A 25,144-nucleotide genomic window follows, 5' to 3' on the forward strand; every position below is an offset into this window, starting at 1 on the left:
CATGGCCTCGACCGAGAATCGCCGCCCCCTTGCAAGCCGCGACACCCGCTGGGCGGCACAGATCACCCGTTGGCTTGCCGGGACCAGCATCACGCCGAACCAGATCTCGATCGCAGGGATCGGGGCTGCGTTCCTTTCGGGCGGGTGCTTCTGGCTGGCGGGTGAGAGCTTTGGCTGGACGCGCGCGATCCTGCTGCTGCTGGCTGCGGTCTTCTGCCAGCTGCGCCTGCTCTGCAACCTGCTGGACGGCATGGTCGCGATCGAGGCCGGTCGCGCCTCGCCCGACGGCGGGTTCTGGAACGAACTTCCCGACCGCGTCGCCGACATGCTGATCCTGATGGGAATTGCGCTGGGATTGGGTGCCCCTGCCCTGGGCTGGGCGGCGGTCAGCTTTGCTTTCCTGACTGCCTATATCCGGCAGTTGGGCATCGGTTGCGGCGCGGGCGCAGATTTTTCAGGGCCAATGGCGAAGCCGCATCGCATGGCGCTGGTCACTGCGGCGGCAGTCCTGTCGCTGGCCGAGCCGCTTTGGGGCGGGCATGGCCAGGTTCTGCTGGTTGGTCTGTGGTTGATTGCGCTGGGTGCCGCATTCACGGCGCTGCGGCGATCGGTCCGGCTGGTGTGGAAATTGCGCGCGGGCTAACGCCCCTTGTAAGATCAGAGACGGATTACCCTTCCGGGGGAAGAATTATCCATCACGTCTGTTGTTATATACAACACCACATTTGAAACGTATAACGGCTGCGGGAGAGGTCCGTCCACGAACGGACCAGGAGGGGGTCGGCGCGCGTCGGCCTCAGGAGTTCTGCAAGGAAGAGGAGCCGCGCGTGACCCCGCATCTGATTTCAATCTATGCCTTGGCGGCGATGTTCGTCATCGCCACCATCTGGCCAATCAACATGGGCGTGCTGGCCTTTGTCGGCGCGTTTCTGGTCGGGACGCTTCTGGCCGGGCAGACCACCAACGAGATCATCGCCGGGTTTCCCGGTGGCCTGTTCCTGACGCTGGTCGGGATCACCTGGCTGTTCGCATTGGCCCAGAACAACGGCACCATCGACTGGCTGGTCCGCATGGCGGTACGCGCGGTCCGGGGCCGGATCGCGGCGATTCCGTGGATCATGTTCGTCATTTCGGCGCTGCTGACGGCAGTGGGCGCAGTCAGCCCCGGCGCTGTGGCCATTGTCGCGCCGATCGCACTTGGCTTTGCCTTCCGCTACCAGATCTCGCCGCTGCTGATGGGCCTCATGGTCGTGCATGGCGCGCAGGCGGGCGGTTTTTCCCCGATCAGCATCTATGGCGGCATCACCAACCGGGTCGTCGAAAAGGCCGGGCTGCCGCTTAGCCCGATGACCACCTTTGCCGCCAGCTTTGGTGTCAACGCCGCAGTCGCATTGCTGCTGTTCATGGTCCTGGGTGGACGCGCGCTGATGAAGGCGCAGACCGCGACCGTCGCGCCGGTCAAGGTGCCCCATGTCCAGATCACGAAGCCCGCGACCGGCCCGCAGATCTTTGGCGACAGCGAGGCCGAGGCGCTGAGCCGTCGCATTGGCGAGGAAGGCGGTGGCGAGTCGAACCGCCTTGTCGCCGAGGTCGAGGAAGGCAACCAGCCCGACGGCACGCTTTACCAGATCGTCACGCTGGTCGGGCTGGCGCTACTGGCAATCCTTGTGTTGGCCTTCAAGCTGGATATCGGTTTCGTTTCGCTGACCATCGGTCTTGTCCTGTCGCTGTGGAACCCGACCATGCAGAAACGCGCGATGGCGCAGGTTGCCTGGCCCGAGATCATGCTGATCACCGGCGTCAGCACCTATGTCGCCGTGCTGGAACACATGGGCACCATCGATTTCGTAGGCAGCAGCGTCGCGGGCCTTGCTTCGCCGCTGCTGGCGGCGCTGGTCCTGTGCTTTGTCGGCGCGGTGGTGTCGGCCTTCGCCTCGTCCACGGCGGTGCTGGGATCGTTGATTCCGCTGGCGGTTCCGTTCCTGCAATCGGGAACGGGCGTGGGCGCCATCGGCTTCATCGCGGCCATGGCCGTCGCTTCGACCATCGTCGATGTCAGCCCCTTCTCGACCAATGGCGCGCTGGTGCTTGCCAATGCCAGTGGCACGGACCGGCAGGCCTTCTTCAAGAAGCTGCTGAATTATGGCGCGCTGGTGACGGTGGTTGCCCCGGTCGTGCTGTGGCTGCTGTTCATCGTGCTGCCGGGCTGATCGCAAGGCCTTGCCGGCGCGCCCTTTCCGGGGCGCGCCGCCTGGTTATTCAGGGGGCCGCGAGATGTCCGGCCAATCCGCGCAGCATCTGGCAGCAGTGCGCCAGCTCTTCGGGCAGGATGAATTCGTCGGGACGATGGGCGCGCGCAATTTCGCCTGGTCCACAGATGATCGAGGGAATGCCCGCGGCGTGATAAAGGCCGGCCTCGGTCCCGTAGCTGACCGATTGCAAGGGCGCGCCGCCCGACAGGCGGGCCATCAGCCCGGCCAGCGTCGGGTCGCCCGATGGCGGCAGCGCCGGATAGGCACTGAGCTCGCATGCCTCGACCGACAGCGCCTTTTCGGGGACCAGCGCCTGCGCCAGCGCGACGATTTCGGCGGTGATTTCGGCGGGATCCGCACCGGGGACGGATCGCACCTCCATCTCGATCTCGCAGCGATCGGGGATGATGTTGACGGCACTGCCGCCGCGGACCACCCCGGCAACGACCGTGGAATGGGGTGGCGAGAAGCGGTGATCGAAGGGGCCTTGCACTGCCAGCCGTTCGTTCAGCGCACGGATGGCCAGCAGGATCTCCGCCCCCGCATAGATCGCGTTCAGCCCGGCATCGGGTTGCGAGGAATGCGCCGCCCGTCCTGCGATCCGCAGCAAGGTCGATCGCTTGCCCTTGTGCGACAGGACCGGGCGCATGGCCGAGGGCTCGCCGACGATGCAGGCCATCGGCGCCGCGACCAGATCCGGCAGGGCGGCAATCAGGTGTCCGACCCCGCGGCAGCCGATTTCCTCGTCATAGGAAAAGGCCAAATGCAGGGGGCGCTGCAGCGTGGCTGCCTGGAACTCGGGCACCATCGCCAGCATGCAGGCCAGAAAGCCCTTCATGTCCGAAGTGCCGCGCCCGTAAAGCCTGTCATCCCGCCGCGTCAGCCGGAACGGGTCCGAGGACCAGTCCTGGCCCGCGACAGGGACGACATCCATGTGGCCCGACAGGATCACGCCGGAACGGTCGCGCGGACCGATGGTGGCAAGGATATTGACGCGATCCCCTTCGGGCCCGGTCAGGATGACGGGTTCGATCCCCATCCGGCGCAGGTGACCCTCGACACAGCCTGCGATGGCACGGTTCGGTTGTCCCGGCAGATCGTCGCATGAGATGAGGTCGGCAAGGATTTCTTCGGGCGTCATCGGAAACTCGGCTTGTTGGCGTGCCGCGATCCTGCGGCAAATCGGATGCCGGGTGGTGCTGTATGGCGCCACCGGGGCAAAATTTCCTGCCGCGCGTGATGCTTTGGGACCGCCCTGACAGCCTGCGGCACAGAATGCCGCGATACCCGGATGCTACGGCAAGATCCGCTGTGCCCCCCTGCGCGCCGAAGACATCTGCGGCGCACGGACCGCTAGAGTCGTGCCAAAGACATCAGGGAAATATCCATGAGCCTGTCCTTCGACCCGGATACACTCGACCTGCGCCGCGCCCATTTCATCGGTGGCGAATATGTTGCGGATGATGCCGCGCTGGAGTTGACCCGTCCTTCCGACCAGAGGCCGCTGGGCGCGGTTCCGGTCGCAAGCGCCGGTACCGTGGACCGGGCTGTCGAGACAGCAGCGCGGGCGCAACGCGAGTCGGGCTGGGGTCGCGGCCAGCCCCGCGACCGGACCCGCGCCCTGCATCGTTGGGCCGACCTGATCGACGCGCATGCGACCGAGCTGTCGCAACTTGAGGCCGTCGCTTCGACCCGCCTTATCAGCCAGTTGCCCGGAATCGACGTCGCCGTCACGTCCGAGCAGATCCGTTTCTTCGCAGAACTTGCGGACAAGGAAGGCGGCGCACTGGTGCCGACCAGCGATGACCGGCTGGGAATGGTTCTGGACGAACCCTATGGCGTCGTGGGCGCGATCACGCCCTGGAACTTCCCGATCTCGATGGCGGGCTGGAAGCTTGGCCCGGCCCTGGCGGCAGGAAATGCCGTGGTCCTGAAACCCTCCGAGATGACGCCTTTTGCCACCCTGCGCATGGCCGAGCTGTCAGTCGAGGCCGGGATTCCCGCGGGCATTGTCAACGTGGTTCTGGGCGACGGCCCGGTGACGGGCACGGCCATGACGGGGCATCCGGGCATCGGCAAGGTCAGCTTCACGGGCTCGACCCAGGCCGGGCGTGCGATCATGGAGAATATCGCCCGCGCCGGCGTCAAGCCGATGACGCTGGAACTTGGCGGCAAAAGCCCGCAGGTCGTCTTTGCCGATGCCGACCTCGACCTTGCCGCGCGCTGTATCGCGGGCAGCATCATGTTCAACGCGGGGCAGGCCTGTGTCGCCGGAAGCCGCGTGATCGTTGCGGCATCGGTCGCGGACGAGCTTGCGGCGCGGCTGGTTGCGCTGATGCGGCCGGTCAATCCGGGACCGGGATGGTTGGCCGAAACCGGCTATTCCCCCGCCATCTCGGCCCGGCAGCGCGACCGGATCGACCAGATCGTCCATTCCGCCATCACTGCGGGGGCCGAGGTCGTTTGCGGCGGGGCCCCGATGGACATCCCGGGCTTCTTCTATCAGCCGACCCTGCTTGGCGGCGTCGATGCAGCGAACCCCGCCGTCACCGAGGAAATCTTCGGACCGGTGCTGACGTTGCAGACATTCACCGACGAGGCCGAGGCGCTGGCCCTGGCGGATCATCCGACCTATGGCCTTGCCGCTGGCGTCTTTACCCGTGATCTTTCGCGCGCGCTTCGCATGACCCGCGCGATTCAGGCGGGCACCGTCTGGGTCAACCGCTATGGGCGCTCGCGGGACCATATCCTGCCGACCGGGGGCTACAAATCCTCGGGGATCGGCAAGGATCTGGGACGCGAAGCCTATCACGCGAACCGCCGTTCGAAATCCGTATTGATCGACATCTGAGGCCACCATGACCCATCGCATCGCCCTGATCCCCGGAGACGGCATCGGGATCCCTGTTCTTGAGGCCGCCATGCGCGTTGCCGAAAAGGCGTCTCCCGGCCTTCTGGTGGCCGAAAGCTTTCCCTGGTCCTGCGACCATTATCTGCAAACCGGGCGCATGATGCCCGAGGACGGCATCGAGACCCTGCGCGGCTTCGACGCGATCTTTCTGGGTGCCGTCGGCTGGCCCGAGAAGGTGCCCGACGCAGTATCGCTGCACGGGCTGCTTTTGCCGATCCGCAAGGCCTTCGTCCAATATGCGAACATCCGCCCGCATCGCCTGCTTCCGGGCGTGCAGGGACCGCTGCGCAAGGACGCCTTTGACATCCTGTGCATCCGCGAGAACACCGAGGGCGAATATTCAGGCGCGGGTGGTCGGGTGCATCAGGGCACGGGGGACGAGGTGGCGGTGGAAACCGCGATCTTTACCCGCACCGGCGTTGAACGCATCCTGCGCTTCGGATTCGAACAGGCGATGGGGCGCAGCAAGCGTCTTGCCTCGGTCACGAAATCGAATGCCCAGAAATACTCGATGGTGTTCTGGGACGAGGTGACGCGCGAGTTGGCGGCCGAATTCCCCGAAGTGCAGGTCAGCCATTACCATGTCGACGCCATCGCAGCGCGCATGGTCATGGCGCCCGAGACACTGGACGTGGTCGTCGCCTCGAACCTGTTCGGCGATATCCTGACAGACCTTGGCGCCGCGATCCAGGGCGGGCTTGGCTTTGCCGCCTCGGCCAATATCGACCCGACCGGGAAAAGCCCGTCGATGTTCGAGCCGGTGCATGGGTCCGCGCCCGACATCGCCCATCTTGGCACCGCCAATCCCATTGCGGCGATGTGGTCGCTGGTGATGATGCTTGAGCATCTGGGCGAGGGTGAAACCGCCGCCCGCATCATGCGCGCGGTCGAGGCGACGACGGCGCGGGGCATCGGCACCGTGCCGGGCCGCGACAAGACCGACGAGATTACCGCGGCCGTCCTGTCCGCGCTGGAGGAGTGATCGATGAACGTGATGACCAGTTTTTCCGGCCTTGCCGATCCGGGTCTGTTCCGTCAGGCCGCGCTGATCGACGGGCAATGGCTCCAGGCCAGTTTGGGTGCGACCGTCGATGTGACCGACCCGGCCACCGGGGCGGTGATCGGCAGTGTCCCCGACATCACGGGTGATCAGACCCGCGCCGCGATCGAGGCCGCCGATCGCGCCTTTCAGGCTTGGCGCAAGCGCCCCCATGCCGATCGCGCCGCATTGCTGGAGCGCTGGTTCGCGCTGATGGAGGCACATGCCGACGACCTCGCACTGATCCTGACCCGTGAACAGGGGAAGCCTCTGTCCGAGGCGCGTGGCGAAATCGCCTATGGCGCCTCATTCGTCAAATGGTTCGCAGAGGAAGCGCGCCGCATCGATGGGTCGGTCATCCCTGCCCCCGCCGGCGACCGCCAGATCGTGGTGCTGAAAGAACCGGTGGGCGTTTCGGCGATCATCACGCCCTGGAATTTCCCGAATGCAATGATCACCCGCAAGGTTGCCCCCGCCCTTGCCGCCGGATGCACCGTGGTCATCAAGCCGTCCGAGTTCACCCCTTTCTCGGCCCTGGCGCTGGGGGTGCTGGCCGAGCGGGCTGGAATCCCGGCGGGCGTCATCAACATCGTGACCGGGATGCCCGCCCAGATCGGAGCCGAACTGACCGCGAACCCGACAGTGCGAAAGCTCAGTTTCACCGGCTCTACCCGTGTCGGATCGATCCTGATGGCGCAATGTGCGCCGACGGTAAAGCGGCTGTCGCTGGAGCTTGGCGGCAACGCGCCCTTCATCGTCTTTGACGACGCCGATCTAGATGCGGCGGTCGAAGGCGCCATTGCCTCGAAATTCCGCAATGGCGGGCAGACCTGCGTCTGCTCGAACCGGATCCTCGTGCAGGCAGGCATCTACGACGCCTTCGCCGCGAAGCTGGGCGCGCGGGTTGCCGCGATGCGGGTCGGGCCGGGAACCGAGCCGGAGGTCGAGATCGGCCCGATGATCAATGCACCCGCGATCCAGAAGATCCGCCGCCATGTCGCGGATGCCATCGCCAAGGGCGCGCAGATCCTGGCCGAGGCCAAAACGCCCGAAGGCGCTCAATATGCCGCGCCGGTGGTGTTGGGCGGTGCGACGCTTGAGATGGAGCTGGCGCAGGAGGAAACCTTTGGCCCCGTCGCCCCGCTGTTCCGGTTCGAAACCGAAGAAGAAGCCGTCGCCATCGCCAATGCCACACCCTTTGGGCTGGCCGCCTATTTCTATACCGAAAGCCACAAGCGGGCATGGCGCGTCGGGCAGGCGTTGGAATTCGGCATGGTCGGGCTGAACACCGGCTCGGTCTCGACCACGGTTTCGCCCTTTGGCGGCGTCAAGCAATCCGGCCTTGGCCGCGAAGGAGCCCGCGTCGGCATCGAGGAATATCTGGAAACCAAGGCCTTCCACATGGCCGGCCTGTAAGACCCGGGCCAGCGCGGGAACGACAAGGGGGCGCCGTGTGAAACGGCGCCCCCTCATCGTTTTCCGTTCCTGCGGTCTATTCGATCACGACATAGATCTTGCGCACCGTCTCGATAGTCTTCCAGACGCCGCGGAAACCCGGCTTCATCACGAAGCTGTCGCCCTTGCGATAGATGACGGGCGCGCGGCCTTCCTCGGTCAGTTCGACGACGCCGTCGAGCAGATGGCAGAATTCATAGATCTCGCCCTTGATCGAATGCGTCTCTCCGGGGGTGGCTTCCCAGATGCCTGTCTTGACGCGCCCTTCCTTGCCCTCGTCAAAGGCCCAGGTGCGGAAGGTCGGATCACCCGCGATCAGTCGCTCGGGCATCGGTTTCGAGACTTTCGCCTCGGGCAGGTTTTCGGGGTCGATCTTGATCAGCAGGTTCATCATTGCACCTTGTCCAAAGCTTTGTAGTAAAGGCCGACCAGCGGCAGGAACCACGGCTTGCCGGTGTGCAGGGGCACCGCGTTCCAGGGCAGGTCGGCAAAGGGATTGCGGTCGATCCGGCCGACAATCAGGTCGGCCATGATCTCGCCCATATGGGTCGCGATCTGGGCGCCGTGGCCCGAATAGCCCATCGAGTAATGGACGCCGTCGGCAAAGCCCGCGCGGGGATAGCGGTCCTGCGTCATGTCGACCATGCCGCCCCAGCAGTAATCCACCTGCACCTCGGCGAGATGCGGAAAGATCTGGGCCAGCGCGCGGCGCAGGACTGCCCCGCTTTTCGCGTCCGATTGCTGGTCCGACCGTGCCGAAAACCGTGCCCGTCCCCCAAAGATCAGCCTGTTATCCGGGGCAAGCCGGAAATAGTTGCCGATGTTCATCGAGGTCACGCAGGTCCGGTTCCCGGGCATGGTCGCAGCGACCTCGTCTGTCGTCAGCGGGCGCGTTGCCAGAAGGAAGCTTCCGACGGGCACGATGCGGCGGCGGAACCAGCCGAATGCATCAGTGGTATAGGCTCCGGTCGCCAGCAGCACCTTGTCTGCCGTGACCTTGCCGCGCGGGGTGTGCAGTTCCCATCCCCGGCCCTGCTCGCGCCGGGCGGTGACGGGAGCGTGTTCGTGGATAACCGCCCCCCGGCGCCTTGCGGCATCGGCAAGCCCGGTGACGAAGCCCCCCATATGCATCATGGCGCTTTTCTTTTGCAGCATCGCGCCATGGAATTGATCGGACCCGATTTCGCGACCCAAGTCGTCGCGCGACAGAAGCTCGGTCTCGGGGTCGACTTCGGCATGTATGGCTTCGAAATTCCGGGCAATCCCTTCGAAATGCTGGGGTTTCGAAGCAAGCTTCAGCTTGCCCGCGCGACGAAAGGCGCAATCGATGCCTTCCTCGGACACGAGGCGCTCGATGGTATCGATTCCGGCATCAAAGGCGCGATACAGGGCACGGGCCTTTTCGGCCCCGTACTCGGCGCTGGCACCAAGATAGCTATGGGCGATCCCGTTGTTCAGATGCCCGCCATTGCGCCCCGAGGCGCCAAAGCCGACATGCTGCGCCTCAAGAACGACGACGGAGCGGCCATCTTCGGCCAGCTTGCGTGCCGCGCCAAGGCCGGTGAAGCCCGCGCCGATCACCGCCACGTCGTAATGCCCCGCGACCGGCCCAGTGGCCCCACCCACAAAGGCGGGGGCGGTGTCGTGCCAGTATGAGACGAATTTCATCTGCGTCAGATCCCGAAGACGCCCGGAAGACCGCCGATATCGGCAATCTCGGTATAGCCGTAATAGGGGTTCGCCGGCTCATGCCCACGGTTCACCCAGACCTTGGACTTGATCCCCAGATCATGGGCCGTCATCAGGTCGTAGCGGAACGAGGACGAGACATGGGTGATGTCCTCGGGGCCACAGCCCAGCACGTCCAGCATGTATTCGAAGCCCTTCATCTGGGGCTTGTACGCGCCGGTTTCCTCGGCCGTGATGACCTTGAAGAAGGGCGCGCCCAACTTTTCGACGTTATGGGGGATCTGGACCTTCATCGCATTCGACAGGATCACCAGCGGGATTTCCTGCGCCAGTTTCGCCAGCCCCGCGGGCACGTCTGCATGCGGCCCCCAGGTCGGAACCTCTTCATAGACGCGCAGGGCATCTTCGACGTGGAAGGTCACGCCGTTCGCCTTGCAGGTGCGCTCAAGCGAGTTATGGACGACCTCGGCATAGGGCTTCCACGCGCCAAGGATCTCGTCCAGGCGATAGGCGGCGAAGTTCCTGATGAACCGGGTCATCGCGGCTTCGTCCAGTTGCGCGCCATAGATGCGGCGTGCGGCGCCGGCCATGTCGAAATTGGTCAGCGTGCCATAGCAGTCGAAGGTCACATATTTCGGGCGGAACGGGGCCATCTTGTCCTCATGCGGTCAGCGTTGCCATGATCTTAGGGCGTGCGGCAGCCCTGTCTGGCCGCAATGCTGCCCCGGCTCGGCAGGAAACGCCGAAAGACGGGGCATGCGCGGCACAGTGTTTCGGATGGGCTTTCCCAGCCCCCTGCCCGGCCGGGTCCGGCGGAGGATTGTCGCGGAACATTATGCCGTGCGATGAGGCAGGAACGGTCGGAAATTCCCGAGAGATGGCTTAATCCCGCTACGCCGTGTCTGTTTCGGGCCGCATGATATGCCGGAAATGACCCGAGGCCCGCATGACCCAGACCATTACCTTTCAGCCCTTCGGCCCCGAACATGTTCAGGGCGCGCTGCTTCTGTCGACCCAGGCCGGTTGGCCGCACCGGTCCGAGGACTGGGATCTTGTCCGAGATATCAGCCGCGGCGTCGTCGCGATCGAGGATGACGCCGTGGTTGCGACCGCCGTGGCGACCCCTTTCGGGGATGTGGCGATGGCGAACATGATCATCGTCGATCAGGCGATGCGCGGGCGCGGCCTTGGGCGCGAGATCATGCTTCGCGCGATGGATCTGGCGGAACCCCGGCAATGGCGACTTGTCGCCACCCCAGCCGGAATGCCGCTTTATGAAAAGCTTGGTTTCACGGCCTGCGGCGCGGTCCATCAGCACCAGGGCCGCCTCCTTGCCGATCTTTCCGCGCCCGGCATCCGCCCGGCAGGCCCGGGCGACATGGACATGATCCGGAGCATGGACCGCGAAGCGACCGGGGCCGACCGGGACGCACTGCTTGACGCGCTGGCCCATCGCGGCACGCTGGTTCTGGCCGAGGGCAAGGGCTTTGCCGCGCTTCGCCTTTTCGGTCGCGGTGCCGTCGTCGGCCCCGTCGTCGCTGACGGAGTGCAGACGGCGCAGGCTCTGCTATCGCATCTGTTCGCAGGCCGGCAGGGCCAGTTCCTGCGTGTCGACACGACGGGAACATCCGGCCTTGAGGGCTGGCTGACGGAAATCGGACTTGCCGAGGTAGATCGCGGGGTCGCGATGCTGCGCGGCGATCTGCCCGGCGAACAGGGGCGCTTCACGCGCTTCGCCCTGGCCGCACAGGCCCTCGGCTGAACACAGGAGAGAGCATGCTGAGCAATTCGCTGATCGAGCAGGACCGGGCGCACCTGGTCCATCCCGTCGCCTCATGGCGCGGGCATGAGCAAAGCGGCGTGCGCCTGTTGAAATCGGCCAAGGGCGCGACCGTGACCGATGCCGAGGGCCACCAGCTTCTGGACGGGTTCGCGGGCCTCTGGTGCGTCAATGCCGGCTATGGTCAGGAAAGTGTCATCGAGGCGGCGACCCGCCAGATGCGCGAACTGCCCTATGCCACCGGCTATTTCGGCCTTGGTTCGGAGCCCGCGGCACGGCTGGCGGCGCGGCTGGCCGATCGTGCGCCGGGTGATCTGAACCATGTCTATTTCACGTTGGGCGGTTCGGACGCTGTCGACAGCACCGTGCGCTTTGTCCGCTATTACTGGCATGCGCGCGGCCTGCCGCAAAAGGACCAGTTCATTTCGGTCCAGCAGGGCTATCACGGTTCGTCAACGGTGGGTGCGGGCCTGACGGCGCTGCCTTCGTTCCATGCGGGCTTCAGCCTGCCGCTGGACTGGCAGCACAAGATTTCCTCGCATTACGCCTATCGCAATCCGGTCGGGACCGACCCGCAGGCGATCATCGCGGCCTCGGTCGCCGAGCTGCGCGCCCGGATCGATCAGCTTGGCGGGGCAGATCGTGTCGCGGCCTTCTATGTCGAGCCGATCCAGGGATCGGGCGGCGTTCTTGTGCCGCCGCCGGGCTGGATTTCCACGATGCGCGCCGTCTGCAAGGAACTGGACATCCTTTTCATCGCCGATGAAGTCATCACCGGCTTCGGCCGCACCGGCCCGCTGTTCGCGTGCGAAGATGAAGGCGTGGTGCCGGACATGATGACCACCGCCAAGGGCCTGACCTCGGGCTATGTGCCGATGGGCGCGGTGTTCCTGTCGGATCATGTCTATGACACCATCGCCGATGGCGCAGGTGCCGCGGCGGTGGGGCATGGATACACCTATTCCGCGCACCCTGTCAGTGCCGCGGTGGCGCTGGCCGTACTGGATCTTTACGAAGATGGCTTGCTGGAGAACGGGCGCAGGATGGGCGCAAGGCTGATGGCCGGACTTCAGGGCCTGTCGGATCACCCGTTGGTGGGCAATGTGCGCGGTCGCGGCATGCTTGCCGCGATCGAGCTTGTCACTGACAAGGACGCCAAGACCCCGCTGCCGGCAGCCGCCGCCCCGGCGACCCGCGTCTTTGACCGCGCCTGGCGGAACGGGCTGGTGGTGCGCGCCTTTGCCCAGGGCGTCATCGGCTATGCCCCGCCCTTGTGCTGCACCGAGGCCGAGATCGACGCCATTGTCGAGCGCACGCGCCTGACCCTGGACCAGACGCTGGAGGACCCGGACGTCCGCGCGGCCATGCGCTGATGGCAGTCCTGTTCCTGTCGACCGCGGCGCGGGCTCAGGTCTTTCGCGAGGCCTTTGCCCATGCCCTGCCCGATGTCGCGTTTCATGTTGGCGAAGCGCCGGACCCCTTGCGGGTCCAGTGGATCGTCACCTGGAATGCCCCCGACGACCTTGCCACGCGCTATCCCAATCTGCGCCTTATCTTTTCGATCGGAGCGGGTGTGGACCAGTTTGACCTGGGCCTGATTCCGGCCCATGTCGGCGTGGTCAGGATGCTTGAGCCGGGCATTGGCGCGCAGATGGGGGAGTATGCGACGCTGGCCACGCTGGCCATGCATCGCGACCTTCCCCGCTATCTTGCCCGTCAGCAGGTCGCGGAATGGGCACCGGGCGAGAACCTGCCCGCGTCCCGGCGCAGGGTCGGCGTGATGGGGCTCGGCCAGCTTGGCACGTTGGTCATCGACCGGTTGCGCCCGTTCGGCTTCGACCTTGCGGGCTACAGCCGTTCAACCCGCGTGATCGACGGGGTGTCCTGCTTCACCGACCTTGCACCCTTTCTGGCGCGGACCGACATCCTGATCTGCCTGCTGCCCCTGACCATGCAGACACGCGGCATTCTGGACGCCGCGCTGTTTGCAAAGCTGCCGCGCGGAGCGCGGCTGGTGCATCTTGGACGCGGGGCCCAGCTTGTGGCCGCGGATCTGATCGCGGCTTTGGACCAGGGGCAACTGTCCGCGGCGATGCTGGACGTAACGGACCCCGAGCCCCTGCCCGCGGACCATCCGTTGTGGCGGCATCCGTCCGTGATCCTGACCCCCCACATCGCCAGCCAGACCAGCGCGGCCGAGGGCGCCGCGCATGTGATCGCCGGCGTCTCGGCCGATCTTGCGGGGCGGCCTGTCGCGGGTCTGATCGACAGACGGCGTGGGTATTGACGCTATTCCGCCGGTTCGCGCCATTTCAGCATAATCTGCTGCGCAGGTCGCGAAATCGACGCATCCCCTGCGGAAATTGCGTTCAATCTGTCCCGAACCGTCAAGGTCCGGCGTCAGATCGGATCGAAAGGTTTCGGCAGATGATGCTGCGAACAGGGAATGAACGCGCAGGGCCCCGAACGGCCTGAACGCACCAACCGCTCTGTGTTCCAGCATGTCTTGCCGCGGCCCCAACGGGCCAACCCGCCTGCAAGGGCAAATTCACCAGCGTTTCGGCGCGTCAGAACAGGGAAGAAGAATGACCAAGATCACCAACTGGACCCGCGCTGACGATGCGATGGTCGAGAGCGCGATCCGCCGCGGGGCCTCGCGGCGCGACCTTCTGCGCATGTTCATGGCGGGCGGCATCAGCCTTGCCGCGGGCGGGACCATTCTGGGCCGTGCCAGCGCTGCCTTGGCTGCGACCCCGGTCAAGGGCGGACACCTGATCGCGGCCAGCTGGTCCTCGTCTACGGCCGACACGCTGGACCCGGCCAAAGCGTCGCAGGCGACCGATTATGTCCGTTGCTGCGCGCTTTACAACCGCCTGACCTTCCTGAACGGCCGGGGCGAGGTCCAGATGGAGCTTGCCGAAAGCATCGAGACGAAGGACGCGAAAGTCTGGATCGTCAAGCTGAAGAAGGGCGTGACCTTCCATGACGGCAAGACGCTGACGGCGGATGACGTCGTCTTCTCGATGAACCGCCATCTGGACGAGGCGGTCGGCTCCAAGGTCAACGCGATGGCCAAGCAGATGACCGAGATCAAGGCCATCGATCCGACGACGGTCCAGTTCACGCTGGCCGCGCCGAATGCCGACCTGCCGGCGATCCTGGCGATGCATCACTTCATGATCGTGGCCGACGGAACCACCGATTTCAGCAAGGGCAACGGCACCGGCTCTTTCGCGCTTGAGCATTTCGAGCCGGGCGTGAAGTCGCTGATGAAGCGCAACGAAAACTACTTCAAGCCCGGCGGCGCGCATGTCGACAGCTTCGAATATTTCGCCATCCCCGACGACACCGCACGGGTGAACGCGCTGGTTTCGGGCGACATCCACCTGGCAGCCTCGATCAAGCCGCAGGCCCTGCGCCTGATCGAAAGCGCGGGCAATATCGACGTGCTTCAGAACACGGCCGGGAACTATACCGACCTGAACCTGCGCCTTGACCTGTCGCCGGGTGACAAGGCGGGTTTCGCTGAGGGCATGAAGTATCTGTTCGACCGCGAGCTGATCACGAAATCCATCGCCCGCGGCCGCGCCGTGATCGCGAACGACCAGCCGATCTCGCCCTCGAACAAGTATCACAATGCAGAGCTGAAGGCGCGGGAGTTCGACCCCGAACGCGCGAAGTCGCTGTTCGACAAGGCCGGGCTGCTGGGCCAGACCATCCCGATCGTCGCATCGGATGCGGCAACGTCCTCGGTCGAGATGGCGACCTTGTTGCAACAGGCAGGCGCCCAGATCGGGATGAAATTCGACATCCAGCGCGTGCCTTCGGATGGCTACTGGTCGAAATACTGGCTTCAGGCCCCCGTGCATTTCGGGAACATCAACCCGCGCCCGACGCCGGATATCCTGTTCTCGCTGCTTTACACCTCGGATGCGCCCTGGAACGAAAGCCAGTTCAAGTCCGAGAAATTCGACAAGATGGTCCACGAGGCCCGCGGCGAGCTGGACGAGGCGAAGCGCAAGGAAATCTATGACGAATGCCAGGTGATCGTGTCGAACGAGGCGGCGACAGCAATCCCGGTCTGGCTTTCGGACCTTGAGGCGAAGTCGAACAAGCTGCAAGGCCTCGAGACGAACCCGCTGGGCGGCCAGATGGGCTATGCGATGGCCGAATATGTCTGGCTAGAGGCCTGATCCCTGCCGCCGGGGGCGCGCGCCCTGCCCCCGGCCCCTGCCTGAAAGGTCCCCGGATGAACTCGACAATCCCCAGGCTGGTCCTAGGCCGGATCGGTGTTGCCATCGTTACCCTGCTGATCGTCTCTGCCGTGGTTTTCGGCGCGACGCAGATGCTGCCCGGTGACGTGGCCGAGATCCTGCTTGGCCAGGCCGCGACCCCCGAGGCCGTGGCCGGGCTGCGCAAGGCGATGCACCTGGATCAGCCCGCCATCGTGCAATACGGCAGCTGGCTTTGGGGATTGCTGCGGGGTGATCTGGGGACGTCCTATGCGAACAACATGCCGGTTGCCCAGCTGATCGGGGGCAGGCTTGTCAATACGCTGCGCCTTGGCGCGGTGACGGCCGCGATTGCGGTGCCGCTGGCCCTGTCGCTGGGGATCGCGACGGCGATGTATCGCGGGTCGTGGTTCGACAGGCTGGTCAATGCGCTGATCATCGCGGTGATCTCGGTCCCGGAATTCATGATCGCGACGCTGGCGGTCCTGGTCTTTGCGGTATGGCTGAAATGGCTGCCCGCCTTGTCCTTCGGCAGTGACGTGGACAGTATCGCTGACATGCTGCGCATCTTTGCGATGCCGGTCATCACCTTGCTTTGCGTGATCTGTGCCCAGATGATCCGCATGACGCGCGCGGCGATGATCGGTGTGCTCGACAGCCCCTATGTCGAGATGGCGCTGCTGAAGGGGGCTTCGCGCCCGCGCATGGTGCTGCGCCACGCCCTGCCGAATGCCGTCGGCCCGATCGTCAATGCCGTCGCATTGTCGCTGTCCTATCTGGTCGGAGGCGTCATCATCGTCGAGACGGTCTTCAACTATCCCGGCATCGCCCGGTTGATGGTCGACTCGGTCGCGACGCGCGACCTGCCGCTGATCCAAAGCTGCGCGATGATCTTCTGCATCGGCTACCTGATCCTGATCACGGTCGCGGACGTGATCGCCATCCTCTCGAACCCGAGGCTTCGCTAGTCATGGCCGTTACCTTCCCCACCCCCCGCCGCCTTGGCTATCGCATGAACCTGACGGGCGCGCTGGCGGCGCTGGTCGTGCTGGTCTGGGCCATTGTCGCCATCATCGGGCCGTGGTTCATGACCCATGACCCGGGCGAGATCGTCGATTTCGAATATTTCGGACCGATCACCAAGCAACTGTGGCTTGGCTCGGACTACCTGGGGCGCGACATGTTCTCGCGCATCCTGATGGGCGCGCGCTACACGGTCGGCATCTCGTTGGCCTCGGTGGTGCTGGCCTGCGCCTCGGGCGTCGTGCTGGGGATGACGGCGGCGGTGTCGGGTGGCTGGTTCGACACGGTTCTCAGCCGCCTGCTGGACGCGCTGAACTCGATTCCGTCCAAACTGTTCGGGCTGGTCATGGTCGCGGCCGTAGGGTCGTCGATCCCGGTGCTGATCCTTGTTCTGGCCGTGATCTATCTGCCGGGCGCCTATCGCTTTGCCCGTGCGCTGGCGGTGAACATCAATACGATGGACTATGTCACCGTCGCCCGTGCAAGGGGGGAGCGCTCCCCCTATCTGATCCTGAACGAGATCCTGCCCAACATGACCGGACCGGTGCTGGCCGATGTGGGACTGCGCTTCGTCTTCATCGTCCTGTTGCTGTCGGGCCTGTCCTTCCTTGGATTGGGCGTGCAGCCACCCTATGCCGACTGGGGCAGCCTGGTGCGCGAGAATATCGGCGGGCTGCCCTTTGGCGCGCCGGCGGTCATTGTGCCCAGCATCGCCATTGCCAGCCTGACGATCAGCGTCAACCTGCTGATCGACAACCTGCCCACCAAGATCCGCGACCGGAGCGAATGATGCAGAATCTTGTCGAAATCCGCGATCTTCGGGTGAAGGCCACCACCGATGCCGGCAACGTCGTGCCGATCATCAAGGGCGTCAGCTTCGATATCGCGCCGGGAGAGATCGTGGCGCTGATCGGCGAAAGCGGCTCTGGCAAAACCACCATCGCACTGACCCTGATGGGGCATACCCGCAAGGGCTGCGATATCTCGGGTGGCGAGGTGCGGATCGCGGGGCGGGATGTCGTGCGCATGTCCGAACGCCAGCGCCAGTCATTGCGCGGGACCGAGGTCGCGTATGTGCCGCAAAGCGCCGCCGCGGCCTTCAACCCGGCGCTGCGCCTGCTCGACCAGGTGATCGAGGTTGCGCGTATCCACGACACCATGACCATGCCGCAGGCCCGTGCCAAAGCTGTCGAGCTTTTCCGCGCGCTGGCCCTGCCCGATCCGGAAAACATCGGCAAACGCTATCCACATCAGGTTTCGGGCGGGCAGTTGCAGCGCCTTGCCGCGGCGATGGCACTGATCGGCGATCCGAAGCTGGTGATCTTCGATGAGCCGACCACCGCGCTGGACGTCACCACCCAGATCGAGGTGCTGCGCGCGTTCAAGTCGGTGATGCGGGATCGGGGCATGGCCGGTGTCTATGTCAGCCACGATCTTGCGGTCGTCGCCCAGATCGCGGACCGCATCGTCGTGTTGAAAGGGGGGCAGGTCCAGGAAATCGGCGATACCGCGCAGATCCTTCATGAACCCGTCCATCCCTATACGAACGAATTGCTTTCGGCATTCGAGCCGCGCAGCTTCGCACGCCCCGCCCGCCCTGCCGAAGCCACCCCGCCCGTTCCGGTCCTTGAAGTGCAGGGCGTCCATGCGGGATATGGTCCGACCGGCCCCAATGGGCTGCCCTACAAGATGGTGCTGAGGAACGTCAGCTGCCGCCTGGAAAAAGGCTGCAATCTGGGCGTGATCGGGGAAAGCGGGTCGGGCAAGTCAACGCTGGCGCGCTCCATAGCGGGCCTTCTGCCCCCTGCTCGGGGTCGGGTTCTGCTGGACGGAAGGCGCCTGGAACCGGCTTCGGCGCAGCGCTCGAAAGAGGATCTGCGCCGGATGCAGATCGTCTTCCAGCTTGCCGACACCGCGCTGAATCCGGCCCGCTCGATCGGGGACATCATCGGGCGGCCGCTGAGCTTTTATCATGGCCTGCGCGGGGCCGAGAAACAGGCCCGCATCGCCGAACTGCTGGAGATGGTGCGTCTGCCCCGCGCAATGGCCCACCGCCTGCCCGGGGAATTGTCGGGCGGGCAGAAGCAGCGCGTGAACTTTGCCCGCGCATTGGCGGCGAAGCCCGAAGTGATCCTGTGCGACGAGATCACCTCGGCCCTCGACACGGTCGTCGCGGCCGCGGTGATCGAATTGCTGAAGGAGCTGCAGCGCGAACTCGACCTGTCCTATGTCTTCATCAGCCACGACCTGTCGACCGTGCAGGCGATCTGCGACGAGGTAATGGTCATGAATGGCGGCGAGACGGTCGAGACGCTGCGCGCCGCGGACCTGCCCGACGGCGCCCGCCACCCCTATTCGAAGCTGCTTTTCTCGTCGATCCCGCAGCTTGATACGGGCTGGCTCGACAGCGTTCCCGCGCGCGCGATCTAAAGCCGCGCGCTTCGGGGCGTCACATCTTGAAGATGTTCTTCAGCGGCAGGTGGTTCTTGACGAAGGGGGACTTCATGACGACGAAGCTGAAATACTTGTCGATGCCGATCTCGCGGTCGATCAGCCCTTCCATGATCGCCTGGTAGTCGGTGATGCCGCCGGTCACGAACTTCAGAAGATAGTCATATCCGCCCGAGATCAGGTGGCATTCGATGCATTCCTCGACCTTCATCAGCGCTTCCTGAAAGCGGGCGAAGTCGATCTGGCGGTGGTTCTTCAGGGTGATTTCAGTAAAGACCGTCAGGGTCGGCCCCAGCTTGGCCAGGTCGATCTGGGCGGAATATCCGGTGATATAGCCTGCCTGCTGCAGCTTCTTCACCCGCATCAGGCAGGGGCTGGGCGACAGGTGGACCAGCTCGGCCAGCTCGACATTGGTGATGCGCCCGTTGCGCTGCAATTCGTGCAGGATCCGGATGTCGATACGGTCGAGTTTCAGCATGGAGCCCCCGCTGGGATGATCGCGGCAGACTACGCAGAAAATTCTGCCACCTCAAGGGAGGATGCGACCTGGATCCCGCCGGATATACCGCTTGCGCGGGAAAATCATGGCGCTGCTGGCCGAGCGAAGTTCGGCATAAAATTTCGACCTTCGTGGTGATGCGGCACATGCTGTCGCCCCTTTCGCCTAGCCTTGCGACACAGCTGATCAGGAGTCCGCCATGCCCGCCCCCCTCATGCAGATCGAAACCGATGCCGTGGTGCCGGCGCAGGCTGACGTGGTCGTGATCGGCGGCGGCATCGTCGGCACCTGCGCGGCCTATTATCTGGCGAAGCGCGGCGTATCAGTCGTCCTGCTGGAAAAAGGCCGGATAGGGGCCGAGCAATCCAGTCGCAACTGGGGCTGGTGCCGCCAGCAGAACCGCGACGCGCGCGAATTGCCCATCTCGACCCGCAGCCTGGATCTTTGGGACGATCTGTCCGCCGAGATCGGCATGGATCCCGGCTTTCGCCGCTGCGGCCTGCTGTATCTGTCGAATGACGAGGCCGAGATTGCGGGCTGGGCGCGCTGGCGCGACTTTGCCAGGGGAGAAGGGGTCGTCACGCATATGTTGTCGGCGACCGAAGCCAGCGAGCGGGGCCATGCCTCGGGGCGCAAGTGGGCGGGCGGGGTCTTTTCCCCCACGGATGGCACCGCCGATCCGTCCCGCGCGGCCCCGGTCATCGCGCTGGGGGTCGAAAAGCTGGGCGGTCGGGTTGTCCAGAATTGTGCGGCCCGCGGGCTGGAGCTTGAGGCCGGGGCGGTCTCGGGTGTCGTCACCGAACGCGGCGTGATCCGCACCCGCACGGTAGTGATGGCAGGGGGCGCCTGGGCCTCGTCCTTTGTCCGGCAGATGGGGTTACGCTTTCCACAGGCCAGTGTGCGGTCCTCGATCCTGTCGGTGGCGCCGGGGGCGGAACTGCCGGACGCGGTCCATACCAAGTATATCTCGATCACGCGGCGCGGCGATGGCGGGCATACGCTGGCGGTTTCGGGCGCGGCGCGGGTCGATGTCACCCCGCAGCAGGTGCGGTTCTGGGGCAAGTTCCTGCCCATGTTCTTCAAGCGGCGAAAGTCGCTTGCGCCGGGAGGTGTGCAGGGTTGGCAGTCCGGGCATGAAACGCTGTCCCGCTGGGCTCTGGACCGTGAGACCCCGATGGAGCGGATGCGCATCCTGGACCCGCGCCCGGACCGCTCGCAGATTGACCTGACGCTGGGCCGCGCGCGAGAGATCTTTCCTGCGCTTCGGGACACTCCGGTCGCGGCAAGCTGGGCGGGCTATATCGACAGTACCCCCGACGGGGTTCCCGCGATTGGGGAAACGCGCATTCCCGGCCTGGTTCTGGCCGCGGGTTTCAGCGGGCATGGCTTCGGCATCGGACCCGGTGCGGGTCACCTGATTGCGGATCTGGTGACGGGCACGGACCCGATCGTGGACCCGAAACCGTATCACCCTGCCCGGCTGGACGAGTCGGTCTGGGGTAAGGTTGCTGATTTCTAGGGGCCGGGTTCGGGGGCGCCAATGCCCCCTTCAGCCCAATGCCTGATTGATCAGGCCAAAGGTGCGCGCAGGCCCGGTCGGTTCCGGCAAGGGTTCCAGCGACATGCGCTGCACCGCGTCATAGGGCACGATACCGGCCGCGCTCAGGAAATCGGTGAACGGTGCGCCTTCGGGTTCGCGGGTGTCGACACGCAGGAAATCCCCCTGATGCGCGGCGACGAAGGGACCGCAAAGCGTGATCGCGTCCTGTTCGCTTTCCGCAACGATGGGACCGATCACGCGGCCCCTGCCGAAATGGCGCATCAGGGCGAAGCCGGTGATCCGACCCTCTCGCTCGATCACCATGCCCTCTGACACGCCCAGGATCGCCCCCATCACCTCGGGGCGTGCGACGCCCATCGCGTTTGTGTCCAGTTCAAGGATGCGGGTGCGGTCGGCGTCGCGCATGGGTCGCGCACCGGTCCCGAAATCCGGGCATGCCGTAACGATGCCGTTTCGCTGCGCCACCGGGGCCAATGTCTTGAACCCCAGCGAGACGTAAAGCCGAAAGGCTTCTTTCGTGGCGTTCAGCACGCGGGCGCGGCCCTGGGTTTCGTCAAGGACGCGGCGCATCAACCAGCGCCCGGCCCCCTGATCCTGCAGCCGGGGCGAGGTGATGACCATGCCGATCGAGGCCACGGTCCGGGAAAACGGAAACCACATCGCCGATCCGAAGATGCGCCCAATCTGATCGCGCGCGACCCAGCCCTGTCCCAGTCCGATCACCATCGCCCAGTCATCCGCACGATGCGGCCAACTGACGGCGACCGAAAGTTCGTGCAGGCGGGGAATGTCCGCAGGTGTCATCGGTTCGATGCTGAGTTCATAGCCGCCGATGTCGAGTGTTTCCGCGAATTCCAAGCGCCGCTCCTGTCGGTTGCTGCCTTGTGGTCATCCTAGGCGCATCGGGGAAGCGCAACGAAACGAAAATCGGGCGGCAAACAGAATTTCGTGCTAATTCACGCAACTGGCCGCAGATGATCCGGGAAGTCGGACGCTGTTTCGACCCTAGCTTGCCGGGATGTTCTCGCGGAAGACGACCTGTAGGCGGGGTGGATATTCCCGCTCGGTCGTGCCGCGCACGGCGGCGGTCAGCAGCCGCACGGCCTCGCGCGCCTGGACGCGGTGGTTCTGGTCGATCACGGCATCCATTGTGCGATCCAGAAGCAGCAGGCGGGTGGCGTCCGTCAGGTCATGCCCGATAAAGACCACCTGTTGGGCCAGATGCGCTTCGCGAAGGGCGCGCGCGATACCCTGGTTTCCGGAGCCAATGTTATAGACGCCGTCCACCTGCCCTGCCTGCAGGATGCGCCGCATTTCTTCATGGGCCTGTTCGCGGTCGTCTCCGACCTCGGCATAGGCGGTGATGCGCAGGTCCGCGAATTCATCGGCAAGGATCGAGCGGAAGCCCATTTCGCGCTCTTCATGGCCGCGATAGGCGCGTGAGCCGACGAAAAGCGCGATATTCCCGCCCTTGCCCGGACCCAGGAACCGACCCAGAAGCAGCCCGGCCAGCCGCCCCGCCGCACGGTTGTCGACGCCGACATAGCCGATCTTGTCAACGGCGGGCACGTCCGAAACAAGCGTCGCGATGCGTACGCCTTCACGGGCCAGAGCGTTCAGTTCTTCGCGGATCTCGGGGCGGTCGGGGGCGACGACGCCGACCGCGTCGGTCTGGTCATGCAGCTCGGCCAGCCGCCGTTCGATCCGGCCCGCACTCCAGTCCTCGACATCGTGGATGCGCAGTTGGACATCTTCGTGCCGGGCGGCCTCGTCGATCAGTTGCCCGCGAAGGTTGCGCATGAAGCTGTTCGTGCCCGCCGGCAGGACGAAATCCAATCGGACGCGCCGCGTCGGGGCAATGTCGGCGGGACCGAAATAGCCAAGCTCGCGCGCAACGGTCAGTACGATCTCGCGCGTCCGTTCCCGGACCCCGCTGCGACCGTTCAGGACCCGGTCGACGGTTGCGGCGGATACGCCGGATTTCAGGGCGATCTCGGTGATGGTCGTGCGCATGCGGGTTCCGATGGCTGAATCGTCAAAAACCAGCAAAACCCGCAAAATTTCCTCAGCACAAGTCATGAATCCCCGACTAGTCCTCCTGATGATGTGAAATGATGGCAAATGATGCGATTAGATGATTGTTTATGATGTTTTGCTTATGCCAGTGTCCCCTCAGCTGCGGGCAGGAGGGGCCCGGACAAGGGAGCAAGATGAAAGTGCAGAACCTGACCCCGGATCCTCGGATCCGATGCCGCGACTATCGTATTGGCGCCATCGGCGCCGGCATGATCATGGCGGAATGCCACCTCGAGGCGTATCGCCTTGCCGGGTTTCCGGTGGCGGCGATTGCCTCGCGCAGCCCCGCACGGGCGCAGGCCGTTGCCGATCGCCATGCCATTGCCAAGGTGCACGACACGCCCGAGGCGCTGATCGAGGATACCTCTCTCGACATTATCGACATCGCCTATCCGCCGCATCTGCAACCCGGGCTGATCCGGCACGCGCTGAAGCAGCCGCATATCAAGGGCATCCTTGCGCAAAAGCCGCTGGCCCTGTCCCTGGATGAGGCGCGGGCGCTGCGGGATGAGGCCAAGGCTGCGGGCAAGATTCTGTCGGTCAACCAGAACATGCGCTACGACCAGTCGATGCGTGTGCTGAAGCAGCTTCTGGACCGCGGCGCCTTGGGCGCGCCGGTCTTTGCCCAGATCGACATGCACGCGATCCCGCATTGGCAGGGCTTCCTGCAAGGCTACGACCGGCTGACGCTGTCGAACATGAGCGTGCATCATCTTGATGTCATGCGCTTCCTGTTCGGCGACCCGTCTGAGGTCACGACGGTCACCCGCACTGACCCCCGCACCGAATTCGCCCATCGAGACGGGATTGTGTCGACCATGCTGCGCTTCCCCTCGGGGCTGCTCGCGCTGTCGCTTGAGGATGTCTGGTCCGGCCCGCGCGCCGAAGGTTACGCCGACGACCAGCATATCAACTGGCGCGTCGAGGGGACCGAGGGCGTGGCCAAGGGAACGATCGGTTGGCCGACCGGCGGACCCTCGACGCTGACCTATGCCTCGCGCACGGAAACCGGTGGGGAATGGGTCACGCCCGAATGGGACACGATGTGGTTCCCCCATGCCTTCATCGGCGTGATGGAACAGCTGCAATGGGCCATCCACAGCGGCGAGGCCCCCGCCCTGTCCATCGCGGACAACGTGCGAACCATGGCGCTGGTCGAATCCGCCTATCGCTCGATCGATGAGGGCCGGACCGTGCGCCACGATATTTCAGAAGACTGAAACGGGAGGGAAATCAGTCATGATGCAAGCAGGGATCTTTACGGGGTATTTCCCCTATGACCTTAAGACGACGGCGGAGAAGATCCGCGCGCATAACTTCAACACCGTGCAGCTTGATCTGCATTTCAGCGATATCGACGTCTCGGACGGCCAGGTCACGCCCGAAAAATGCCGCACCATCCGCGACACGTTCCGCGATCACCACCTGCCGGTCTGCTGCATCTCGGCCTATACCAATATCGTCCATCCGGATGCGGCGACGCGCAAGGTGCGGCTGGACCGGTTGAAGGAAATCCTGGCCCACGCCCAATATCTGGGCTCGCCCTATGTGATCTCGGAAACCGGGACGTTCGATACCAGCAGCGACTGGGTGCATCACCCGAAGAACAAGACCGAGGAAGGCTGGGACGACTGCCGCGCCGTCATCACCGATCTGGCGAAATTCGCCTGGGATCACGGCTCGGTCTTCCTGCTGGAAACCTATGTGAACAACGTCGTGGGCTCGGTCGAGGAAACCCTGCGCATGTTCGCCGAGGTGGATCATCCGGGCCTTGGCCTGCTGATGGACCCGACCAACTATTTCGAGGCCCATAACATCGACAAGATGGACAAGACGCTGAACTTCGTCTTCGACGCGCTGTCGGACAAGATCAAGATCGCCCATGCCAAGGACGTGAAGCGTTCGGGCGACGACAAGTCGGAAAAGCACTCGGATATCGGCGACGCCTCGGCGGCGGAAAGCCACACCTTCCGTGGCGTGGGCGAAATCGAGCTGCCCGCCCCCGGGTTGGGTGAGCTGAACTATGACCTGTATCTGCAGCGTCTGGCGCAGAAGCATCCGAACATCCCGATGATCATCGAGCATCTGGACGAATCCGATGTCGGCCGCGCGAAAGCCTTCCTTGACGGCAAGCTGCGCGCGAACGGCTGCTGACACATTCCTGCAATCCGGCAGG

The 25,144-nt window shown here is 64.6% G+C and carries 22 protein-coding genes; 15 read left to right on the forward strand and 7 right to left on the reverse strand.

Annotated features, from left to right (window positions below):
* Nucleotide 1: 1 nt before the first annotated feature.
* Together ACO2Q4_RS06850 and ACO2Q4_RS06855 are read left to right on the forward strand one after the other, a co-directional pair.
* Nucleotides 2–643, forward strand: coding sequence for a CDP-alcohol phosphatidyltransferase family protein (locus ACO2Q4_RS06850; protein ID WP_423318251.1), 642 nt, complete (start codon nucleotides 2–4; stop codon nucleotides 641–643).
* 184 nt (nucleotides 644–827) lie between these two features.
* On the forward strand, nucleotides 828–2,210 hold the full coding sequence (locus ACO2Q4_RS06855) for an SLC13 family permease (RefSeq protein ID WP_423318255.1): 1,383 nt from the start codon (nucleotides 828–830) through the stop codon (nucleotides 2,208–2,210).
* Nucleotides 2,211–2,259: 49 nt separating this feature from the next.
* On the opposite strand, the gene argE is transcribed toward ACO2Q4_RS06855, so the two are convergent.
* Nucleotides 2,260–3,393 carry an acetylornithine deacetylase gene (gene argE / locus ACO2Q4_RS06860; protein WP_423318257.1) on the reverse strand — a complete coding sequence of 378 codons (1,134 nt, stop codon included), beginning with the start codon at nucleotides 3,391–3,393 and terminating at the stop codon, nucleotides 2,260–2,262.
* A gap of 246 nt (nucleotides 3,394–3,639) precedes the next feature.
* Here argE and ACO2Q4_RS06865 point away from each other — a divergent pair, with 246 nt between their 5' ends.
* The 3 genes from ACO2Q4_RS06865 to ACO2Q4_RS06875 are packed head-to-tail and all read left to right on the forward strand — an operon-like array spanning nucleotide 3,640 to nucleotide 7,618.
* Nucleotides 3,640–5,103 carry an aldehyde dehydrogenase family protein gene (locus tag ACO2Q4_RS06865; RefSeq protein ID WP_423318258.1) on the forward strand — a complete coding sequence of 488 codons (1,464 nt, stop codon included), beginning with the start codon at nucleotides 3,640–3,642 and terminating at the stop codon, nucleotides 5,101–5,103.
* A 7-nt stretch (nucleotides 5,104–5,110) separates the two neighbouring features.
* Nucleotides 5,111–6,145, forward strand: coding sequence for a tartrate dehydrogenase (locus ACO2Q4_RS06870; protein ID WP_423318260.1), 1,035 nt, complete (start codon nucleotides 5,111–5,113; stop codon nucleotides 6,143–6,145).
* A gap of 12 nt (nucleotides 6,146–6,157) precedes the next feature.
* Nucleotides 6,158–7,618, forward strand: coding sequence for an NAD-dependent succinate-semialdehyde dehydrogenase (locus ACO2Q4_RS06875; RefSeq protein WP_423318331.1), 1,461 nt, complete (start codon nucleotides 6,158–6,160; stop codon nucleotides 7,616–7,618).
* Between the two features lie 76 nt (nucleotides 7,619–7,694).
* Here the strand turns inward: ACO2Q4_RS06875 and ACO2Q4_RS06880 are convergent, their stop codons facing one another.
* From ACO2Q4_RS06880 to ACO2Q4_RS06890, 3 genes are read right to left on the reverse strand one after another with little or no spacing between them, the layout of a single operon-like run.
* Complete coding sequence (locus ACO2Q4_RS06880; RefSeq protein WP_423318262.1) at nucleotides 7,695–8,048, reverse strand: cupin domain-containing protein; 354 nt, start codon at nucleotides 8,046–8,048, stop codon at nucleotides 7,695–7,697.
* Nucleotides 8,048–9,325 carry an NAD(P)/FAD-dependent oxidoreductase gene (locus ACO2Q4_RS06885; RefSeq protein ID WP_423318264.1) on the reverse strand — a complete coding sequence of 426 codons (1,278 nt, stop codon included), beginning with the start codon at nucleotides 9,323–9,325 and terminating at the stop codon, nucleotides 8,048–8,050. The genes ACO2Q4_RS06880 and ACO2Q4_RS06885 overlap by 1 nt, the downstream gene beginning before the upstream one ends.
* A 5-nt stretch (nucleotides 9,326–9,330) precedes the next feature.
* Complete coding sequence (locus ACO2Q4_RS06890; RefSeq protein ID WP_311757949.1) at nucleotides 9,331–9,999, reverse strand: haloacid dehalogenase type II; 669 nt, start codon at nucleotides 9,997–9,999, stop codon at nucleotides 9,331–9,333.
* 293 nt (nucleotides 10,000–10,292) lie between these two features.
* Here ACO2Q4_RS06890 and ACO2Q4_RS06895 point away from each other — a divergent pair, with 293 nt between their 5' ends.
* The 7 genes from ACO2Q4_RS06895 to ACO2Q4_RS06925 all read left to right on the forward strand — a co-directional run bounded on the left by ACO2Q4_RS06895 (nucleotide 10,293) and on the right by ACO2Q4_RS06925 (nucleotide 18,811).
* Nucleotides 10,293–11,108, forward strand: coding sequence for a GNAT family N-acetyltransferase (locus ACO2Q4_RS06895; RefSeq protein ID WP_423318266.1), 816 nt, complete (start codon nucleotides 10,293–10,295; stop codon nucleotides 11,106–11,108).
* Nucleotides 11,109–11,122: 14 nt separating this feature from the next.
* Nucleotides 11,123–12,499 carry an aspartate aminotransferase family protein gene (locus tag ACO2Q4_RS06900; RefSeq protein WP_423318268.1) on the forward strand — a complete coding sequence of 459 codons (1,377 nt, stop codon included), beginning with the start codon at nucleotides 11,123–11,125 and terminating at the stop codon, nucleotides 12,497–12,499.
* Entirely contained in the window at nucleotides 12,499–13,413 is a 915-nt protein-coding gene (locus ACO2Q4_RS06905; RefSeq protein ID WP_423318270.1) for a 2-hydroxyacid dehydrogenase, read from the forward strand. Before ACO2Q4_RS06900 ends, ACO2Q4_RS06905 begins: the two co-directional genes overlap by 1 nt.
* A 298-nt stretch (nucleotides 13,414–13,711) precedes the next feature.
* Complete coding sequence (locus tag ACO2Q4_RS06910) at nucleotides 13,712–15,319, forward strand: ABC transporter substrate-binding protein (RefSeq protein WP_423318272.1); 1,608 nt, start codon at nucleotides 13,712–13,714, stop codon at nucleotides 15,317–15,319.
* A gap of 56 nt (nucleotides 15,320–15,375) precedes the next feature.
* On the forward strand, nucleotides 15,376–16,326 hold the full coding sequence (locus ACO2Q4_RS06915) for an ABC transporter permease (protein ID WP_423318274.1): 951 nt from the start codon (nucleotides 15,376–15,378) through the stop codon (nucleotides 16,324–16,326).
* A gap of 2 nt (nucleotides 16,327–16,328) precedes the next feature.
* Nucleotides 16,329–17,171, forward strand: coding sequence for an ABC transporter permease (locus tag ACO2Q4_RS06920; protein ID WP_423318276.1), 843 nt, complete (start codon nucleotides 16,329–16,331; stop codon nucleotides 17,169–17,171).
* Nucleotides 17,168–18,811 carry an ABC transporter ATP-binding protein gene (locus ACO2Q4_RS06925; protein WP_423318278.1) on the forward strand — a complete coding sequence of 548 codons (1,644 nt, stop codon included), beginning with the start codon at nucleotides 17,168–17,170 and terminating at the stop codon, nucleotides 18,809–18,811. Before ACO2Q4_RS06920 ends, ACO2Q4_RS06925 begins: the two co-directional genes overlap by 4 nt.
* A gap of 19 nt (nucleotides 18,812–18,830) precedes the next feature.
* Here the strand turns inward: ACO2Q4_RS06925 and ACO2Q4_RS06930 are convergent, their stop codons facing one another.
* Nucleotides 18,831–19,310, reverse strand: coding sequence for an Lrp/AsnC family transcriptional regulator (locus ACO2Q4_RS06930; protein ID WP_311757957.1), 480 nt, complete (start codon nucleotides 19,308–19,310; stop codon nucleotides 18,831–18,833).
* A gap of 220 nt (nucleotides 19,311–19,530) precedes the next feature.
* Here ACO2Q4_RS06930 and ACO2Q4_RS06935 point away from each other — a divergent pair, with 220 nt between their 5' ends.
* Entirely contained in the window at nucleotides 19,531–20,850 is a 1,320-nt protein-coding gene (locus ACO2Q4_RS06935; protein ID WP_423318280.1) for an NAD(P)/FAD-dependent oxidoreductase, read from the forward strand.
* A 30-nt stretch (nucleotides 20,851–20,880) separates the two neighbouring features.
* Here ACO2Q4_RS06935 and ACO2Q4_RS06940 read toward each other — a convergent pair whose 3' ends face one another.
* The gene (locus ACO2Q4_RS06940) at nucleotides 20,881–21,750 is read right to left on the reverse strand and encodes a GNAT family N-acetyltransferase (RefSeq protein WP_423318282.1); all 870 of its coding nucleotides are present in this window, start codon (nucleotides 21,748–21,750) and stop codon (nucleotides 20,881–20,883) included.
* Nucleotides 21,751–21,897: 147 nt separating this feature from the next.
* Nucleotides 21,898–22,905, reverse strand: coding sequence for a LacI family DNA-binding transcriptional regulator (locus ACO2Q4_RS06945; RefSeq protein ID WP_311757960.1), 1,008 nt, complete (start codon nucleotides 22,903–22,905; stop codon nucleotides 21,898–21,900).
* A gap of 197 nt (nucleotides 22,906–23,102) precedes the next feature.
* Here ACO2Q4_RS06945 and ACO2Q4_RS06950 point away from each other — a divergent pair, with 197 nt between their 5' ends.
* Together ACO2Q4_RS06950 and ACO2Q4_RS06955 are read left to right on the forward strand one after the other, a co-directional pair.
* Nucleotides 23,103–24,188: a Gfo/Idh/MocA family protein gene (locus ACO2Q4_RS06950; RefSeq protein WP_423318285.1), complete on the forward strand. Its 1,086-nt coding sequence runs from the start codon at nucleotides 23,103–23,105 to the stop codon at nucleotides 24,186–24,188.
* A gap of 19 nt (nucleotides 24,189–24,207) precedes the next feature.
* On the forward strand, nucleotides 24,208–25,122 hold the full coding sequence (locus ACO2Q4_RS06955; protein ID WP_395134786.1) for a sugar phosphate isomerase/epimerase family protein: 915 nt from the start codon (nucleotides 24,208–24,210) through the stop codon (nucleotides 25,120–25,122).
* Nucleotides 25,123–25,144 lie beyond the last annotated feature (22 nt).

Source organism: Paracoccus sp. KR1-242 (assembly GCF_049446195.1).
Taxonomy (GTDB): Bacteria; Pseudomonadota; Alphaproteobacteria; order Rhodobacterales; family Rhodobacteraceae; genus Paracoccus; species Paracoccus broussonetiae.

What these genes read in the sequence shown, in the direction of transcription:
- ACO2Q4_RS06850 (WP_423318251.1), top strand. Translation starts at nt 2, where the DNA reads ATGGCCTCGACCGAGAATCGCCGCCCCCTTGCAAGCCGCGACACCCGC.
- argE (WP_423318257.1), bottom strand. Translation starts at nt 3,393, where the DNA reads ATGACGCCCGAAGAAATCCTTGCCGACCTCATCTCATGCGACGATCTG.
- ACO2Q4_RS06865 (WP_423318258.1), top strand. Translation starts at nt 3,640, where the DNA reads ATGAGCCTGTCCTTCGACCCGGATACACTCGACCTGCGCCGCGCCCAT.
- ACO2Q4_RS06870 (WP_423318260.1), top strand. Translation starts at nt 5,111, where the DNA reads ATGACCCATCGCATCGCCCTGATCCCCGGAGACGGCATCGGGATCCCT.
- ACO2Q4_RS06875 (WP_423318331.1), top strand. Translation starts at nt 6,158, where the DNA reads ATGACCAGTTTTTCCGGCCTTGCCGATCCGGGTCTGTTCCGTCAGGCC.
- ACO2Q4_RS06880 (WP_423318262.1), bottom strand. Translation starts at nt 8,048, where the DNA reads ATGAACCTGCTGATCAAGATCGACCCCGAAAACCTGCCCGAGGCGAAA.
- ACO2Q4_RS06885 (WP_423318264.1), bottom strand. Translation starts at nt 9,325, where the DNA reads ATGAAATTCGTCTCATACTGGCACGACACCGCCCCCGCCTTTGTGGGT.
- ACO2Q4_RS06890 (WP_311757949.1), bottom strand. Translation starts at nt 9,999, where the DNA reads ATGGCCCCGTTCCGCCCGAAATATGTGACCTTCGACTGCTATGGCACG.
- ACO2Q4_RS06895 (WP_423318266.1), top strand. Translation starts at nt 10,293, where the DNA reads ATGACCCAGACCATTACCTTTCAGCCCTTCGGCCCCGAACATGTTCAG.
- ACO2Q4_RS06900 (WP_423318268.1), top strand. Translation starts at nt 11,123, where the DNA reads ATGCTGAGCAATTCGCTGATCGAGCAGGACCGGGCGCACCTGGTCCAT.
- ACO2Q4_RS06905 (WP_423318270.1), top strand. Translation starts at nt 12,499, where the DNA reads ATGGCAGTCCTGTTCCTGTCGACCGCGGCGCGGGCTCAGGTCTTTCGC.
- ACO2Q4_RS06910 (WP_423318272.1), top strand. Translation starts at nt 13,712, where the DNA reads ATGACCAAGATCACCAACTGGACCCGCGCTGACGATGCGATGGTCGAG.
- ACO2Q4_RS06915 (WP_423318274.1), top strand. Translation starts at nt 15,376, where the DNA reads ATGAACTCGACAATCCCCAGGCTGGTCCTAGGCCGGATCGGTGTTGCC.
- ACO2Q4_RS06920 (WP_423318276.1), top strand. Translation starts at nt 16,329, where the DNA reads ATGGCCGTTACCTTCCCCACCCCCCGCCGCCTTGGCTATCGCATGAAC.
- ACO2Q4_RS06925 (WP_423318278.1), top strand. Translation starts at nt 17,168, where the DNA reads ATGATGCAGAATCTTGTCGAAATCCGCGATCTTCGGGTGAAGGCCACC.
- ACO2Q4_RS06930 (WP_311757957.1), bottom strand. Translation starts at nt 19,310, where the DNA reads ATGCTGAAACTCGACCGTATCGACATCCGGATCCTGCACGAATTGCAG.
- ACO2Q4_RS06935 (WP_423318280.1), top strand. Translation starts at nt 19,531, where the DNA reads ATGCCCGCCCCCCTCATGCAGATCGAAACCGATGCCGTGGTGCCGGCG.
- ACO2Q4_RS06945 (WP_311757960.1), bottom strand. Translation starts at nt 22,905, where the DNA reads ATGCGCACGACCATCACCGAGATCGCCCTGAAATCCGGCGTATCCGCC.
- ACO2Q4_RS06950 (WP_423318285.1), top strand. Translation starts at nt 23,103, where the DNA reads ATGAAAGTGCAGAACCTGACCCCGGATCCTCGGATCCGATGCCGCGAC.
- ACO2Q4_RS06955 (WP_395134786.1), top strand. Translation starts at nt 24,208, where the DNA reads ATGATGCAAGCAGGGATCTTTACGGGGTATTTCCCCTATGACCTTAAG.